Origin of the sequence: Bradyrhizobium sp. 4 (assembly GCF_023100905.1) — a bacterium.
In the GTDB taxonomy this organism is placed as follows: domain Bacteria; phylum Pseudomonadota; class Alphaproteobacteria; order Rhizobiales; family Xanthobacteraceae; genus Bradyrhizobium.
The window spans coordinates 5,408,718-5,423,087 of sequence record NZ_CP064686.1; the positions used below are offsets into that span (position 1 = coordinate 5,408,718).

The following is a 14,370-nucleotide window of genomic DNA, read 5'->3' on the forward strand; positions in this document are numbered from 1 at the left end:
GCCAGGCTCTTCATTGAGGAGGCCTCGGCACCAGCTTCACGGTGGTGATCTGGATCGCGCTGCCGTCGGCGCGCTGGAGGCGCAGATTGACGGCCAACGGCACGAAGCGGCCGGTGGCGGGATTTCCGCCCGCCACGTTCATTGGCGCGACGTCGACGCGCCAATGGCTGCCCGCCAGTTCGCCGCTCTGCCGGCCGGGTTTCAGCAAGGAGCGTGCGGGCAGGTCCGCAAGCAGGGTCTCGGCGGTGCCTGATAGCGCCAGATGCTGATCGATCGCACGCGTGCCTTTCACCGTCGTGGCAATGACCGCGCCGATCGTCCCGAGCACGACCGCGATGATCGCAAGCGCGACCAGCGCCTCGATCAAGGTGAAGCCGGCGGCGTCAGAGCACCTTCTGCGGGACAATCTCGACGCCTCCGGTCAACCAGTTGACGCGCACCTCATAGCCCATGCCCGGGCGCGCCAGCGCGATGACCCCGCCGCACGACATCCCCGACGGAAAGAAATCGATCGACCGCCCCGCGGCGCGATCGGCACAGCGAGAGGCCAGCATCGCCTGCACGACCACGTCGCCCGGCAGGCGGATTGTCCGACCGGTGACGCCGGAACGGATCGAGCGCCCCTCCGCGTCAACTTGAGTCGCGATCCGCACTTGCCGGCGCAAAGCCGCGTTGCGGTCCGCTTTCAGCAGTGCCGCGGTCTCTACCGCGTAGCTCTCCAGCCTGGCGCGCGTCGTCGTGCGCGGAACGGCCGGAAGGATGATCGCCGCGAGCAGGCCGAGGATCGCGAGCACGCACAGGATCTCGATCAGCGCGAAGCCGCGCGCATGGCAGACGTCCTCAGCGCGCGCCGCTGACAATGTCGGCTGCCGTTCCACTGCCGCCTTCCTGACCGTCTGATCCGAGCGAGATGATCTCGTAGGGCGTGCCCGCGCCCGGCGAGCGATAGACATAGATGTGCCCCCAGGGATCGCTCGGCACCACGCCGCCGCGCAAATAAGGCCCGTTCCAGCCGGCCTGGCTGGTATTACGGGCCAGCGCCGCGAGACCTTCATTGGATGTCGGATAGCGCCCGAGATCGAGATAATAAAGATCGAGCGCGCTGGAAAAACTCTCGATCTGGATCTTCGCCGCCTTCGCCTTGGACTCGCCAAGATAATTCAGGACCCGCGGACCGACCAGCGCCATGATCATCCCGATGATGGTGATGACGACCAGCATCTCGACAAGGGTGAAGCCCGCCTCCCCGCAGGCTCCGCGCCGCCGGTCGCGCCTCAGCGATGGATGTTTGGTCACTTCAAGCCTCTCCCGTTATCTAACAAAGTATGGCCTAACAGTATCCGTCCCAACAATATCCGGCCTAACCGACAATCTGGCTCACCGACATCAGCGCCGTCATCACCGAGGTGATCAGGCCGCCGACCACCACCGAGATCGCAATGATCGCCGCCGGTCCGGCGATGCCGACGGCGCGGTCCAGCGTGCGCTGCAACTTGACCTCGTAGAATTCCGCGACGCGTCCGGACAGCATCGGCAACTGTCCGGTCTCGTCGCCGAGCCGGAGCATGCGCACCGCCATTGCGGGCAGCGCCTGCGTCTCGGCTAGCGCGTCGGAGAGCTTCGAGCCATGGCGGACACGGTCGGCCGCATCGCTCCAGACCGCGGACGGACCGGTTGTCGCCATCATGTCGATGAGGATGCGCATGGTGACGGTGAGATTGACGCCGCTGCCGAGCAGCAGGCCGAGATTGCGACAGAACAGCGCGGTGCGATACGCGCTCATCACGTTGCGGATCGCCGGCAGCCGCGTGATCGCATTGGTGAGGCCGCGGCGGAAGCGCTCCTGTCGGAGCACGAGCCAAACGACAGCGATCGCAGCAGCGAGGCCGCCTAGCACCGCATCGGAATTGCCGCGCAGGAAAGTCGATATGTTGAGGAAGATTCCGACGATGGGATCGACCTTGGCGCCGAAATCCTGCAACACGCTGGCGAACTGCGGCAGCACGAAGGTGAGGAAGAACAGCAGCACGCAACCCGCCGCGCCCAGCACGAAAAGCGGATAGCGGATTGCATCCGACAGCCGGCGCCGCAACGCCTCGCTGCGCGCGCGTTCGCCGGCCAGCACCTCCAGAACCTGATCCAGCGAGCCCGAGGCCTCGCCGACCCGCACCAGCGCGATATACATCGGCGGAAACAGCCCCTCGTGCCGCGCCAGCGCCTCGGCAAAGCTCTCGCCCGAGACGACGCGCGAACGGATGTCGGCGACGACCGGGCGCAGTCGGCCTAGATCGGGATCTGTCGCGAGCAGCTCCAATCCGTCGTTGATGCGGGCGCCTGCGCGCAGCAACAACGCGAGATCGCGGGTAAGGATGGTGACGTCCTCCGGCTTCGGCCTGTTGAAGAGGCTCAACACACCGCCGGTCGCGCCGCCCTCTTCCGCCGTGACGTTGTCGACCAGCACCAGGCCAAGCCGCTCGATCCGCTGCGCGACGTCGCCGGGCGCGGGCGCGGCGATGGCGCCGGAGACCAATTCGCCGTTGGCATTGAGCGCGCGATAACGATAGTTCGGCATGATTTCTAGCGCACCGTCGTGACGCGGAAGACCTCGGGCACGGTCGTCATTCCGGCCCGGCATTTGGCGACCGCGTCCTCCAGCATTGTCGTCATGCCGCCGCGCATCGCTGCGGCATCAATGCTATGGGAATCGGTCTGTGGGCCGATCAGCGCACGCACTTCGTCGGACATTTCCAGGATCTCGAACACGCCGTTACGGCCGCGGTAGCCGGTGCCGCCACAGCGTTCGCAGCCGCCGGCCTCGTGCACGACCTCGCCGCACACGAAACCGATCACGGCAAAGCGCGGGTCCCTGGCGAGATCGGCCTCGGTCAGCGCGTGCGGCACCTTGCAACGGTCGCAGAGCACGCGCACCAGGCGCTGCGCCACCACAGCGCGCAGCGTGGATTTCAGCAAAAATCCCTCGATGCCGAGATCGATCAGGCGCGGTACTGCAGCCGCCGCGGTCTCGGTGTGCAGCGTCGTCAGGACAAGATGTCCGGTCAGCGCCGCGTGGATCGCGATATGCGCGGTCTCGGCGTCGCGGACCTCGCCGACCATGATCACGTCGGGGTCCTGGCGCACGAAGGCGCGCATTGCCGAGGCAAACGTCAGCCCGATCGACGGTTTGACCTGGGACTGGTTGATGCCGGCGATTTCGTACTCGACGGGGTCCTCGATGGTGAGAATTTTGCGCGTCGGCTCGTTGAGGATCGACAGCATCGTCGCAAGCGTCGTGGTCTTGCCGCTTCCGGTCGGGCCGGTGACCACGATCATGCCGTGGGGCATGGCGAGCAGCCGCGTCATCGCGCTCTCGTCGCGCGCCGCCAACCCTAGCTTGCTCATCTCCAGCAGGCCGCGATCACGCGGCAACAGGCGGATGACGGCGCTCTCGCCGTGCTGCATCGGCATGGTCGCGACGCGAACGTCGAGTTCGTTGCGCCCGACCCGGACGCGCGCCGCGCCGTCCTGCGGCAGGCGTCGCTCGGCGATATTGAGGCTAGCGAGAATCTTGATGCGCGAGATTAGCGCCTGCGGCGGAATGCCGTGCGGCGACGGCAGCGCGCGCAGCAAGCCGTCGACGCGCATGCGCACCGCGAGTCCGGCGCGGAACGGCTCGACATGAATGTCGCTGGCACGCAGGTCCACCGCACGCTCCAGGAGATCGTTGAGCGCGCGCACCACCGGCGCGCCGCTGGCGAGATCGCGCAGGCTCTCGATGTCATCGTCGGACTGCTGCGCAACGCTCCTGCCGCCTCGATCGGCATTTGCGTCGTCGGCCTCAGCGCGCTGATCGAGCACCGTCGTGATGTCTTCGTAGGACGCCACGACGACGTCGACCGGTGTTCCGAACACGATTTCGGCGGCGCGAATGGCCGCCGTGTCGGAGGGGTCGGCAACAGCCAGTCGGAAAACATCATTCGACGCACTGAAGGGGAAGATGGTGGATTCGCGCAGAAAGCGGCGCGAAAAACCGTCGAGGCATGGCGTGGCCGCGAGCAGCTGCGGGAGGCTCAGCCGCGGAAGTCCGAAATGATCGGACACTTCGTCGGCGAATTCGGCTGCCGAAAGATCGGTGGCCTCCCACAATTCGCGCAAGGGGCGCGTGATCGCAGGATTGGCTGATTTGTCTGCATGAGATTGGGCGTGGGCATGCGCCCGCGGCGGCAATGAATATTTTTCCAGGAGGTGCTGCCGGAAGCTATCTGCGGAGCGGTCGCGCATCGCATTCACAGCGTTGACCTTGTTACCCGAATGCAACAACTTCGGCGGGTCAAGGCAGGCCCTTTCCCCTTGACTTATTTCTTAGCAAAAACATAATCGTGGCGCAAATTATTGCGCGTCCGAACCAAGGGGGATCGGATGCCTATTTCACTTAGTATTGGTAGGCGTATTTTGTTTGAAGTGGTCCAGCCGCTTTTGCGCCTGCGCTCAGCGTTGACTGGAACGCTCGTTCTGTCGTCGTCCGCCTTCCTGCTCGCGGCCTGCATCGTCACTGCCGACCAGTCGATCGAAGCAGACCCCAGGGATCCGCGCGCGCAGGACATCGCCGACAAGATCCGCTCCCTCGATCTTCAGCCGCGGCAACCGGCTGATGCGGGGGCGAGCGGCATTGCGCAGGCAAAGGCGTCGAGGCCGGCGATCTATCTCGGCGATGGTGCAACGCCGCAAGGCGGCGCGGTGGCCGAGCGCGATGACACCGGCGGCAGCGGCTACGACCTCAATTTCGAGAACGCGCCGGTCGCCACCGTCGCAAAGGTCATCCTTGGTGACGTACTCAATGTCGGCTACACCATCGATCCCCGCGTGCAGGGCACCGTCACGCTCGCCTCGGTGCGCTCGGTTCCCAAGGCAGACGCGATCTACGTGCTGGAGAACACGTTGCGCATGTCCGGCGTGGCGCTGGTGCGCGACCGCACCGGCTACCGCCTGCTGCCGGCGCCGGAAGCCGGTCCCGGCGGCATCGATCGCTCCGCCAATGCCGCGGCCGGCCAAGGCATCACCGTGGTGCCGCTGCGCTATGTCTCGGCCCAGAACATCTTCAAGCTGCTCGATGCCTTCGGCGTGAAGGCCTCGACCATGCGTCCCGACGGTGCCCGCAACACGCTGATCGTCAGCGGCAGCGGCGCCGAGCGGGCGACCGCGGTCGACACCATCCTCTCCTTCGACGCCGACTGGATGCGCGGACAATCGGTCGGCATCTTCCCGGTCCGCAACTCCACGCCCGAGCCGCTCATCTCCGAGATGGAAAAGATCATGGATTCGGGCGAAGGCGGCCTGAGCCAGAGCGTGGTGAAGTTCCAGCCGATCGGCCGCCTCAACTCGATCCTGGTCGTCAGCCAGAAGCCGGAATATCTCAAGCGCGCGCAGACGTGGATCGCGCGGCTCGACCGCTCCGACACGGATGGCCTGAACCTGAAATCCTATCCCCTGCGCTATGGCAATTCCAAAGCGGTGGTGGCGCTGTTGAACGAGATCCTGTTCAACCAGGGAGCAAGCGGCAGCTCCTCGCTCGACAATTCCGCGAGCCAGATTTCGCCCGGCTCGGGCACCGCGACGTCCTCGTCCGGGACCAGTCCGATCGCCTCGCTCAGCGCGCTTCCGACTGCGGCAGCAGGCGCTGCGACCCCGGTCACCGGTGCTCCCGGCTCGTCGCTGAGCGTGCGTCCCGCGCCCGCGGCGGCCGGTATGCCCGGCCAGGACAACGGCTCCGGCGCGCTGCTCGGCTCGGGCGCGAAAGCCTCCAACAACGCGGTCCTCCAGAACGTACGGATCACCGCCGACGTCACCAACAACGCGGTGCTGGTCTATGCCAACGCGGACTCGCAACGCGTCGTCGAGCAGACGATCCGGCAGATCGACCGGCCGCAGCGCCAGATCGCGATCGAAGCGACGATTGCCGAGGTCACGCTGAACGACGCGTTGAACTACGGCGTCCAGTTCTTCATCGCCAGCAAGCAGGGTTCGGTCTCCAACACCATCTCCGGTGTCAGCAATTCGAGCGCGATCGGCAGCGTCGAGGGAACGAGCAACGCCGTCAACGCCGCGGCCGGCGCCCTGCTTGGACGCGTGCTGCCGGGCTTCAACTTCCTGATCGGCTCGGAGAACTCGCCGCGCGTCATCCTCGACGCGCTACACGGCGTCACCAACGTCAAGGTGTTGTCGAATCCGTCGCTGGTCGTGCTGGACAACCAGGCGGCGACCCTCCAGGTCGGCGACCAGGTTCCGTTCTCGACCGGCACCGCGACGGTGCTGACCGCCAACAACACCGTCGTCAACACCATCGATTACAAGAACACCGGTATCATCCTGCGCGTGCTGCCGCGCGCCAACGCCAACGGCAACGTCGTGCTCGACATCGAGCAGGAGATCTCGAGCGTCGCCGCCGGCAGCTCCGGCTCGCTGACGCCGACGATCTCACAGCGCAAGGTCAAGAGTTCGATCGCGGTCACGAGCGGCCAGACCGTGCTGCTCGCCGGCCTGATCAGCGAGACCGAGAACAGGCAGCGCCAGGGCATTCCGATCCTCGATTCCATTCCCGGCGTCGGCGACGCCTTCTCGCACCAGGGCAGCACGCGCGCCCGCACCGAACTGATCCTGTTCATTCGCCCGACCGTCATCAAGGACGGCGTCGATGCACATGTCATCGCCGAGGAGATGCGCAGCAAGATGAACAGCCGCCTGGTCGGCACCAGCAATCCCGTGGTCACCGTGAGCCCGCCCAAGGCGGCGCGCTGACGGCGTGACGGATCGGGGCGCGAATGACGGGCCGGGCCCTGCGCTCGCGCTCAGCCTCGCGCTGCTGCTGGGCGTGTTCGCAAGCCTTGTCACCGCACCGGGCGCGGAAGGCCTGTACGGTGCGTCTCTCGCCGTCCTGATGGTCGCGATCGCTGCGAACGATGCCCGCCACTACCTTATCCCGAACGAACTGACGGGCGCCGCCTTCGCGCTCGCCTTGCTCCGCGCCGGCGCCTTGACGCCGGAGACGGCGGCCGAGGCGCTGCTCTGGGCGGTCGTCCGCGCCGGTTCGGTCGCAATGCCGCTCCTGCTGCTGATGCTGCTCTACCGGCGCTGGCGCGGCCGTGACGGGCTTGGGCTTGGCGACGTCAAGCTCGCCGCGGTCTGCGGTGCCTGGCTCGATCTCGCGACGGTGGCCGCGGTCATCGAGCTTGCGGCGCTGCTCGCGATCGGCGCCTATGTCGCCGGTGCCGCCCTGCAAAGTAAGCCGCTGCGCGCGACCGCCTTCCTGCCGTTCGGGCTGTTTCTGGCACCGGCGATCTGGATCGGCTGGCTGGGCGAGACCTGGTACACGAACTGGCTCGGCGGCTGGCCGGGCTAAGGTTCGAAGATAGCGGGAAAAGTCGCCATTCCGGCGCAGGCGTGAGGCGCCGCCCCGGTGGTCATCGGCTACTGTGCATGGGATTGTTTTCGACTTTTCTGTCAGTGCTCGTGGCTCGGCGCCCATTCCAGCGCCCGCAATCGTGCCTGCGCGATCTCGCCGCGGGTCATCTTCGCGGTCACCGCGTCGCGGATGCGCTGCCGCCCTTCGCGAGCCCGCGACCCCGCCGCCGCGGTCGACAGATTGAGCCATTTGCTGGCTTCAACTATATCGCGTGGCACGCCCTGCCCGCGGTCATAGAGCAGGCCGAGCGAATATTGCGCGACGCCATCACCCTGCTCGGCAGCGCGGCGATACCACATCGCCGCTTCTGTGTAATTCTGCGGCACGCCGCGGCCGGTTTCGAACAAAAAGCCGAGATAGCTCTGTGCCGACCGGTCGCCGCGCTCGGCCAGTGCAATGAATATCGCTGAGGCCTGCTGATAGTCCTGCCGATTGAAAGCGACTATGCCCTGGTGCAGCGATTGTGCTGCGGCGGGTGCAACCGCCGCAAGCAGCGGCATGGCGATGAGCGCAACACGAAGCGCCCGCGATACATAGCCTGACGCCGGCCCACGCGTGCAAACCGCACGGCGCCGCTCCAGATCACGGCTGTCTTCGTTCCTCATCGGCGCCCTGTATCGGTGTGATGGCCGTTCTTGCCGCGAGACTAGTCCCGCGTCGATCGAGAATCCATCCTTGAAGTTACCCTGGCGTACACCAGGCGCCGCGGATCTTGGAGCGACGCTCGACGCGCGAGCCGCACGGAAGGCTCGGACGGGGATGCCGTCCGAGCCTTGCTTAGTTCAGCCGCGGCGCCTTCGCGCCACGTGATCGTTTCGGCTATTTCAGCGCCGGAGAAAGCAGCGTCACCGCTTCGCCGGAGCCATTGCCGAGAATCTGGTTGGTTCCGAACGAAGACACTGTGCCGCTGATGCCGACCGAGTTGGCGTTGATCTCGGTCTGGCCAATCCGAACGAAGGTATTGGCGCCGGCGCTGATGCCCGTGCCGTTGCCGGCGAACGCCGAGTTGCTTATCATGGCAACCAGCGCCGCACCGCCCGTGGCCAGCGAAACCCCGGCTCCGGTGTTGTTGCCGACGTTGCTGTTGCGGATCGTGGCATTGACGGAACTGCCGCCGTTTCCATCGATCGCGATACCAGCGCCGTTCTTGTAGGCGACGAGATTTTCCACCATGCCGGTGAGCAGCGCGCTGGCCGCGCTGGGCCTGAGTTGGACACCGCCGAGGGTGTTGTTGGTGACGGTAACGCGCGAGATCATGATGGTCGAGGCCGCACCGTTGTTGACCTGAATCCCGAACTGGCTGGTGTTCTGGATGATGCAATCTTGGACCGTCACCGCGCCAGCCGACAGAACCCGAATGCCATTGAGGCCAGTATTGGCGCCGTTGATGTCCAGGCCCTTCAGGACGATCTTGTCGGCGGCTAAAGCATTGATGATGATGCCGTTGGTACCGGCCGACAGAATGCCGCCGATCACGCCTTCACAGATGATGCTGATCGATTTGGTGATGGTGACGGCGCCGAAGCCGGCTGAATCAAGGCAGTTGATCTCACCGGCCACGGCGGTCTTGGAGATAGCGCCGGCGAAAGTCTTGCAAGGCGCCGTGCGGCTGCACGGATTGACGTCGTCGCCGACACCCGAGACCCAGGTACGGGTCGCCTGCGCATGTGCGGGCGCCGATGCCAAAGCGGGAAGCAGCATTCCTAAGGCCAACGCTAGGAAGGTAAAGCGACGCATGAAATAACCTCCTTAATGTGCCAAGAGATTGCTCCCGGCAGATGACTTTTCTTACAATGGAAGTGATGTGCAACTCGGAACAGCGTTACTCACACAACGTCAGAGCAGTCTAAAAAAAGCAGCTAATCTCCTCGCCTGAGCGAACCAGTCTTGGCGAACCAATCTTGGCGCCCTGCGAGACGGGCACGATATGGCATTGCGTCACGCAGTTGGAAAAACCAATACGAACACAAAGTTGTCCGTATATCCCGCACAATGCTTGCAAGAAGTGTCGGCAACTGAGATGCCAAATATACGTCCGGCAACTTGAGGGGAAGTTCAACGGGATCTCGGTGTTTTCTCGGCCCACTTTCAGCCTGCGACGAAGTGTCACAGCAAAGGCGCAGCAGCATGTTCGCCGCACGCCGAGTTTAGAACGTGACGAGTGCCGTAAGATGGCCGCTCTACACTGCCGCCAGAATTGCCGCCGCGTCCTGGTCACTATACAATTCGATCCGCGATCCGTGCACAGCGTCGGGGCCGGCAGGCGTACCCCTTGATGCGGAGAGCCGGCGGAAGACGGACTCGGTAGCTGCACATGCAGGGACAGCCCCGAGTCGGCGCCGTGAACAGCATCGAGAAGTCGAATGCTCGGTCGAGGCCGAGCTCGGTTCGCCGATCGTGCCATCGACGTTCAAATTCTGATGAAGAAAGCCACTAACGTCTCTAGAGCCTGGCTTTTTCTCGAGACCATGCCGCCAACCGCGTTCGAGACCGAGCTATCGCCAAATTTTAGGCCACACCCCGTCCCCGTCCATCCTGTTAGAGCATCCGGCAACAGCGTTGAATCAAACGTGATCGACGACGGCTTCCAGCGAGGCATTTGACGTAAGTCCATGTGATCTCTGATTCTGAGGCTGGGCATGGGAACGGCTGCGCTTCGGACGATTTTCGGTCGCGGGTTGTCGAGGAGATTTTGGCGCGAGCCTCGCGTCGGGAGGCCGCAGAGCGGTTCAAGGTGAGCGCGGCCTCGGCTACTAGCCATCCAATTCCGTAGTGATGCGGGCCGAGGGCAAGGACACAGGTTCTGTTTGCGGCTATGAGTCGTAAGGAAATCATGAAACTAGGCCCATTTTCGGCCGGTCTGATCGGGGTCCTGGCGGTATGCGGTGGGCTGGATCGCCTGCCCATCGGAGAACAACCTGTCATGGTCGGAAAAGCCAATGCGGATGAAGGTGGCAAGGCGGGACGCCCCCCTCCATGCCAATGGCCCGCGATCCTGCCGCTGCGGTGGCGGAGGACTTCGAAGCCGCCCGCCAGAAGGGAACGCGGGAGGCCCTTGAGCTCTTCATCGCACGCCACGGCGATGACCCGCTGGCCGAGCATTCGCGCGCCGAGCTGAAGCGCCTGTCGCGCTGATCACTTTACGCAGCGGAGCAAGCCGTCTCAGGCATTGCATTTCGGCAGACGGCATCCGCGTCGGCCCAGGCTTGCTGCAGCATGTCTTGCCGCATGATGTTTCGGCACTATGGTGGCACTGCAATCTGTCCCGGAGCCTATCAAGATGCCCTTTCCGCATGCCTCCGAAGCCCTGTCGCGCTTCACCGTGCTCGATCTGACCCGCGTCCGGTCTGGGCCCACCTGCGTGCGGCAGCTCGCCGACTGGGGCGCGAACGTGATCAAGATCGACGCGCTGACCGAGGATGCCGGCGGCGAGCAGCCGGGCGGGCCGCGGCGGGGCGCCGACTTCCAGAATTTGCATCGAAACAAGCGGGCGATGACGCTGAACCTGAAGGACGAGCGCGGGCTCGCCGCGTTCAAGCGCCTCACCGCCAAGGCCGACGTTGTGGTGGAGAATTTCCGCCCCGACGTGAAGAAGAAGCTCGGTATCGATTATGAGGGCCTCGCCAGGATCAATCCGCGCATCGTCTACGGGAGCATCTCCGGCTTCGGCCAGGACGGGCCCTACCACAAGCGTCCGGGCTTCGATCAGATCGCGCAAGGCATGGGCGGGCTGATGTCGATCACCGGCGCGCCGGGCGAAGGCCCGATGCGGGTCGGCATTCCGGTCGCCGACCTCACCGCCGGTCTGTTCTGTGCCATGGGCATCCTCACCGCGCTGCTGGAGCGCGAGGTCTCGGGCAAGGGCCAGTGGGTGCAGACTTCGCTGCTGCAGGCCCAGATCTTCATGCTCGACTTCCAGGCCGCACGCTGGCTCATGGAGAAGGAAGTGGCAAAGCAGGCCGGCAACAACCACCCGACCAGCATTCCGACCGGCGTGTTCAAGACCTCGGACGGCTACATCAACATCGCCACCACGGGCGGCCGGATCTGGGAGCGCTGCGCGCAGGCGATCGGCGCGCCGGAACTCTACAGCCATCCCGACTATCTGACCGCGCCGGCCCGCTCCAAGAACCGCGATGCGCTCAATTCCGAGATCGAGAAGCGTACCTTGACGAAGTCAACCGAGACCTGGGTCCGTGAACTCAACGAGGCCGGCGTGCCCTGCGGGCCGATCTACGCCATCGACCAGATGTTCGAAGACGAACAGGTCAAGCATCTCGGCATCGCGCAGGAGGTACCGAATGACGAGGATCGCGACATCCGCCTGGTCGGCCAGCCCGTGACGCTGTCGCGCACGCCGAGCAGGATGGTGGCGCGGCCGCCGGAGTTCGGCGAGCAGACCGACGAAGTGCTGAAGGAGTTCGGCTTCGGCACGGACGAGATTGCCAATCTCAGGGACGCCAAAGTGGTGTGAAAGAACGGCCGCGTCTCGGCGGCCGACCTTTCGAATCCGCGTCGTCGTGGACATCACGATCGGCCCGGCATCAACTGCTTGCACAGTCGTCTACGTCTTGCGCAACCCGTCGAAGCGCGTGTCGACATAGTGGCCGGCCGCGTCGACAACCCTACAAAGCTCTCCGCCATCATGATAGAGCAGAACGACCTTGGCTCCCGCCTCGAATTGTCCGTTCGGTGGTCCGCTCGGCATACCACGCGAGGCATAGAATGGCTGCGATCTCGCCACCTGGTGGGTGAACTGGTTGGGCGGCGGGGAGATCAGGCAGTCCGACGGGATCAGTGACGAATCTGGAAGCACAATCGCTTCCGGTCGCTTCATGCCCTCCATGATTCCCCCTGAATTTCGCCGGGAGCCTTGCTCGGCAAAGCCTTGGCTAAGAGCCTTGGCCTAAGAGCCGAGGCTTTCCTCGGGCAACGTGATCGGAATCCGCCGGAGCACGATGCCTCTTGTCTTGTCGGCATGCGCGGCAGCAAGTCCCGCCTCGGCCATATGGAGATGATCAGGCAGGTGATGCGCTTGGACAACCTCCATATTCACCTGATAGCCGAGATCCTGCAAGCTGGCGATCGTCAACCGGCTCATTGGATTGCCGCCTTCATTGACGAAACCGGTCATCAACTCTGCGCCGAACACAGTGTCGCGCCAATGCGAGTCCACCGTCCCTTCACCACCGGTGTTTTCGACGGGCACAGGCAGCGACGTCGCGGAACCGCGAAGCTTGCCGTATTCGCGCATTGCGTTGGCACCGTTGAATGTCGGGTTGTTGGTGTGGGCGCCTTTCAACAATTTCTTGTTCGTCCAAATCGTGCCGATACCGATCACATGCCCCATCTCGTGTGTGATGACGTCGTTCAGGGTGCCGTCGGCCTCCATAGCAGCGAGATCGGCCGTATCGAATTGCATGTCGCCGGCAGGAACGCAGCGGCCCCCGCATTCTTCGGGCGCAAGCGGTTCGGCCCCGCCTGGCCGAGAACATTGCCGGGACCGTCGATGTCAGTGCCCTGCGCCGTGGTACGAAGATTGTTGATCCTTTCGCCACCGACCGTGACGTCAGGCAAATCTCCGACGATGGCGTGTGTCCAACGATTTGCCGCAAGCTTGAAAGCGGCCTTTTGTTTATCTGTCAGTCCGCCCATAAACTGAACTTCGATGGTGTAGCCTCCGGCGGCTGCGGCTGCGACCGCGTGTGAAATCTCGGCACCTTTCCGGGCTCGATAGTGTTCAATAGCCATGACGTCCTCCAAAAAAGCAGATCAATAAACTTCTATCTATGATTGCATAATGATCCCGATTAACCTTGCTGACAAGTGCGAGAAAGCGTCACGGGGCCTGACTGTTCTCACACCAAGACCGCAAAGCCCGGCGTTACCGCCGGGCTTTCGACTCGTAGAAGCTGTTCGCGAAGCAGTCGCTCAGGTGCCGCTGAAGCGATAGTTGACGCCGAAGCGCAGGATGTTGTCGATGATGTGCGAGCGGTAGCCGACGACCAGGGGCGCGCCGCTGAGCGCGATTACTGGCGTTGCGAGCGAACCCGATACGGTTCCGAGATCGACATGGAGATATTCAAGCCTTGCGCTCCAATTGTCGGCGAAGGCGCCTTCGATGCCGGCGCCTGCGGTCCAACCGACCTTCGTCGTGCTGTTGCTGAAATTTGCCGCAACGGGCGTGAACGCCAGGTTGTCGTCGCTTCCAGGACTGCCACTGACATTGGTCGCGGCGATGGTGCCCGAGGTGGAGACGCGGCCATAAGCGAGACCACCGGTGCCGTAGAGCAGCACGCGCGGCGTCACCGCCACGCCTAGCCGGCCGCGGACGGTGCCGAACCAGTCGAGCCTCTGGACGAGATTGAACGTAACGGGCAGTGCCGGATCGAACGTGTTGTCGCCGCGATGACCCGGCGTGCAGACGCCGTCCTGCAAGCCCTCCGGCGCGCCGGCGCATAGCGCATCGAAACGGCCCTTCCGGCCGCTGCCCTGAAAATCGGCCTCGAAGCCGACCACGAACATCTCGCGCTGCCAGTTGTAGCCGATCTGTCCGCCGCCGGTGACGCCGTTGAGATCGAACTTGCCGGCGCTCGAGTTCAATAGCGCGCCGCCTCCGCTGTCGACGAAATCCGCAGTCGTGGCCGAGCGACCCCAGCCATAGCCGACGTTGATGCCGGCGTAGAAGCCGCTCCAATCGTGGCCGGGATCTACGGCCACCGGCGGCGCCTTGGTATAAATGTGCGGCACCGCGAGATCAGCGGCGAAGGCAGGCGGTGCGAGCAGCATGGCGGTCGCGACCGCAACCAGCAGAGTTCGCGTCATCAATCTTCCCTCGACAAACGGCGTTGCCTGCTCGCCTCCTCGCGCAAGCCGGGCGAGGCGGGCGACTCAGTGCCGCGACACTAGGGAAG

16 protein-coding genes are annotated in these 14,370 nt (G+C 64.3%); 5 read left to right on the top strand and 11 right to left on the bottom strand.

Annotated elements, in window-relative coordinates; translation table 11 throughout:
• Positions 1-10: 10 nt before the first annotated feature.
• From IVB45_RS25740 to IVB45_RS25760, 5 genes are all read right to left on the bottom strand, one after another.
• Positions 11-406, bottom strand: coding sequence for a prepilin-type N-terminal cleavage/methylation domain-containing protein (locus IVB45_RS25740; protein ID WP_247356617.1), 396 nt, complete (start codon positions 404-406; stop codon positions 11-13).
• Positions 384-878, bottom strand: coding sequence for a prepilin-type N-terminal cleavage/methylation domain-containing protein (locus IVB45_RS25745; RefSeq protein WP_247356615.1), 495 nt, complete (start codon positions 876-878; stop codon positions 384-386). Before IVB45_RS25745 ends, IVB45_RS25740 begins: the two co-directional genes overlap by 23 nt.
• Entirely contained in the window at positions 841-1,296 is a 456-nt protein-coding gene (gspG, locus tag IVB45_RS25750) for a type II secretion system major pseudopilin GspG (protein WP_051462659.1), read from the bottom strand. The genes IVB45_RS25745 and gspG overlap by 38 nt, the downstream gene beginning before the upstream one ends.
• A 64-nt stretch (positions 1,297-1,360) precedes the next feature.
• Positions 1,361-2,572 (bottom strand): type II secretion system F family protein, encoded by a 1,212-nt coding sequence (locus tag IVB45_RS25755; protein ID WP_247356613.1) that lies wholly within the window; start codon positions 2,570-2,572, stop codon positions 1,361-1,363.
• 5 nt (positions 2,573-2,577) lie between these two features.
• Complete coding sequence (locus IVB45_RS25760; protein WP_247356611.1) at positions 2,578-4,287, bottom strand: ATPase, T2SS/T4P/T4SS family; 1,710 nt, start codon at positions 4,285-4,287, stop codon at positions 2,578-2,580.
• 204 nt (positions 4,288-4,491) lie between these two features.
• On the opposite strand from IVB45_RS25760, the gene gspD reads away from it, so the two are divergent.
• Positions 4,492-6,792: a type II secretion system secretin GspD gene (gene gspD / locus IVB45_RS25765; protein ID WP_247356609.1), complete on the top strand. Its 2,301-nt coding sequence runs from the start codon at positions 4,492-4,494 to the stop codon at positions 6,790-6,792.
• A gap of 4 nt (positions 6,793-6,796) precedes the next feature.
• Positions 6,797-7,393, top strand: coding sequence for an A24 family peptidase (locus IVB45_RS25770; protein ID WP_247356607.1), 597 nt, complete (start codon positions 6,797-6,799; stop codon positions 7,391-7,393).
• A 101-nt stretch (positions 7,394-7,494) separates the two neighbouring features.
• Here the strand turns inward: IVB45_RS25770 and IVB45_RS25775 are convergent, their stop codons facing one another.
• Together IVB45_RS25775 and IVB45_RS25780 are read right to left on the bottom strand one after the other, a co-directional pair.
• Positions 7,495-8,061 carry a tetratricopeptide repeat protein gene (locus tag IVB45_RS25775; RefSeq protein WP_247356605.1) on the bottom strand — a complete coding sequence of 189 codons (567 nt, stop codon included), beginning with the start codon at positions 8,059-8,061 and terminating at the stop codon, positions 7,495-7,497.
• A gap of 214 nt (positions 8,062-8,275) precedes the next feature.
• The gene (locus tag IVB45_RS25780; protein ID WP_247807528.1) at positions 8,276-8,932 is read right to left on the bottom strand and encodes a right-handed parallel beta-helix repeat-containing protein; all 657 of its coding nucleotides are present in this window, start codon (positions 8,930-8,932) and stop codon (positions 8,276-8,278) included.
• Between IVB45_RS25780 and IVB45_RS25785 the strand changes: the two genes are divergently transcribed.
• The 3 genes from IVB45_RS25785 (at position 8,919) to IVB45_RS25795 (ending at position 11,930) form a co-directional block, all read left to right on the top strand.
• Positions 8,919-9,200, top strand: a complete 282-nt coding sequence (locus IVB45_RS25785; RefSeq protein WP_247807529.1) for a hypothetical protein — start codon at positions 8,919-8,921, stop codon at positions 9,198-9,200. The genes IVB45_RS25780 and IVB45_RS25785 overlap by 14 nt on opposite strands.
• Positions 9,201-10,432: 1,232 nt before the next feature.
• Positions 10,433-10,591 (top strand): hypothetical protein, encoded by a 159-nt coding sequence (locus IVB45_RS39105; protein WP_346015285.1) that lies wholly within the window; start codon positions 10,433-10,435, stop codon positions 10,589-10,591.
• A 145-nt stretch (positions 10,592-10,736) separates the two neighbouring features.
• Entirely contained in the window at positions 10,737-11,930 is a 1,194-nt protein-coding gene (locus tag IVB45_RS25795; RefSeq protein ID WP_247356601.1) for a CoA transferase, read from the top strand.
• 90 nt (positions 11,931-12,020) lie between these two features.
• On the opposite strand, the gene IVB45_RS25800 is transcribed toward IVB45_RS25795, so the two are convergent.
• The 4 genes from IVB45_RS25800 to IVB45_RS25815 all read right to left on the bottom strand — a co-directional run bounded on the left by IVB45_RS25800 (position 12,021) and on the right by IVB45_RS25815 (position 14,281).
• Positions 12,021-12,293 (bottom strand): hypothetical protein, encoded by a 273-nt coding sequence (locus IVB45_RS25800; protein WP_247356598.1) that lies wholly within the window; start codon positions 12,291-12,293, stop codon positions 12,021-12,023.
• A 69-nt stretch (positions 12,294-12,362) separates the two neighbouring features.
• Entirely contained in the window at positions 12,363-12,878 is a 516-nt protein-coding gene (locus IVB45_RS25805) for a leishmanolysin (protein WP_247356596.1), read from the bottom strand.
• Positions 12,827-13,207: a hypothetical protein gene (locus IVB45_RS25810; protein WP_247807530.1), complete on the bottom strand. Its 381-nt coding sequence runs from the start codon at positions 13,205-13,207 to the stop codon at positions 12,827-12,829. Before IVB45_RS25810 ends, IVB45_RS25805 begins: the two co-directional genes overlap by 52 nt.
• A gap of 180 nt (positions 13,208-13,387) precedes the next feature.
• A complete protein-coding gene (locus IVB45_RS25815) occupies positions 13,388-14,281 on the bottom strand; it encodes an outer membrane protein (protein ID WP_247356594.1) in 894 nt (297 codons plus the stop codon).
• Between the last annotated feature and the right edge of the window lie 89 nt (positions 14,282-14,370).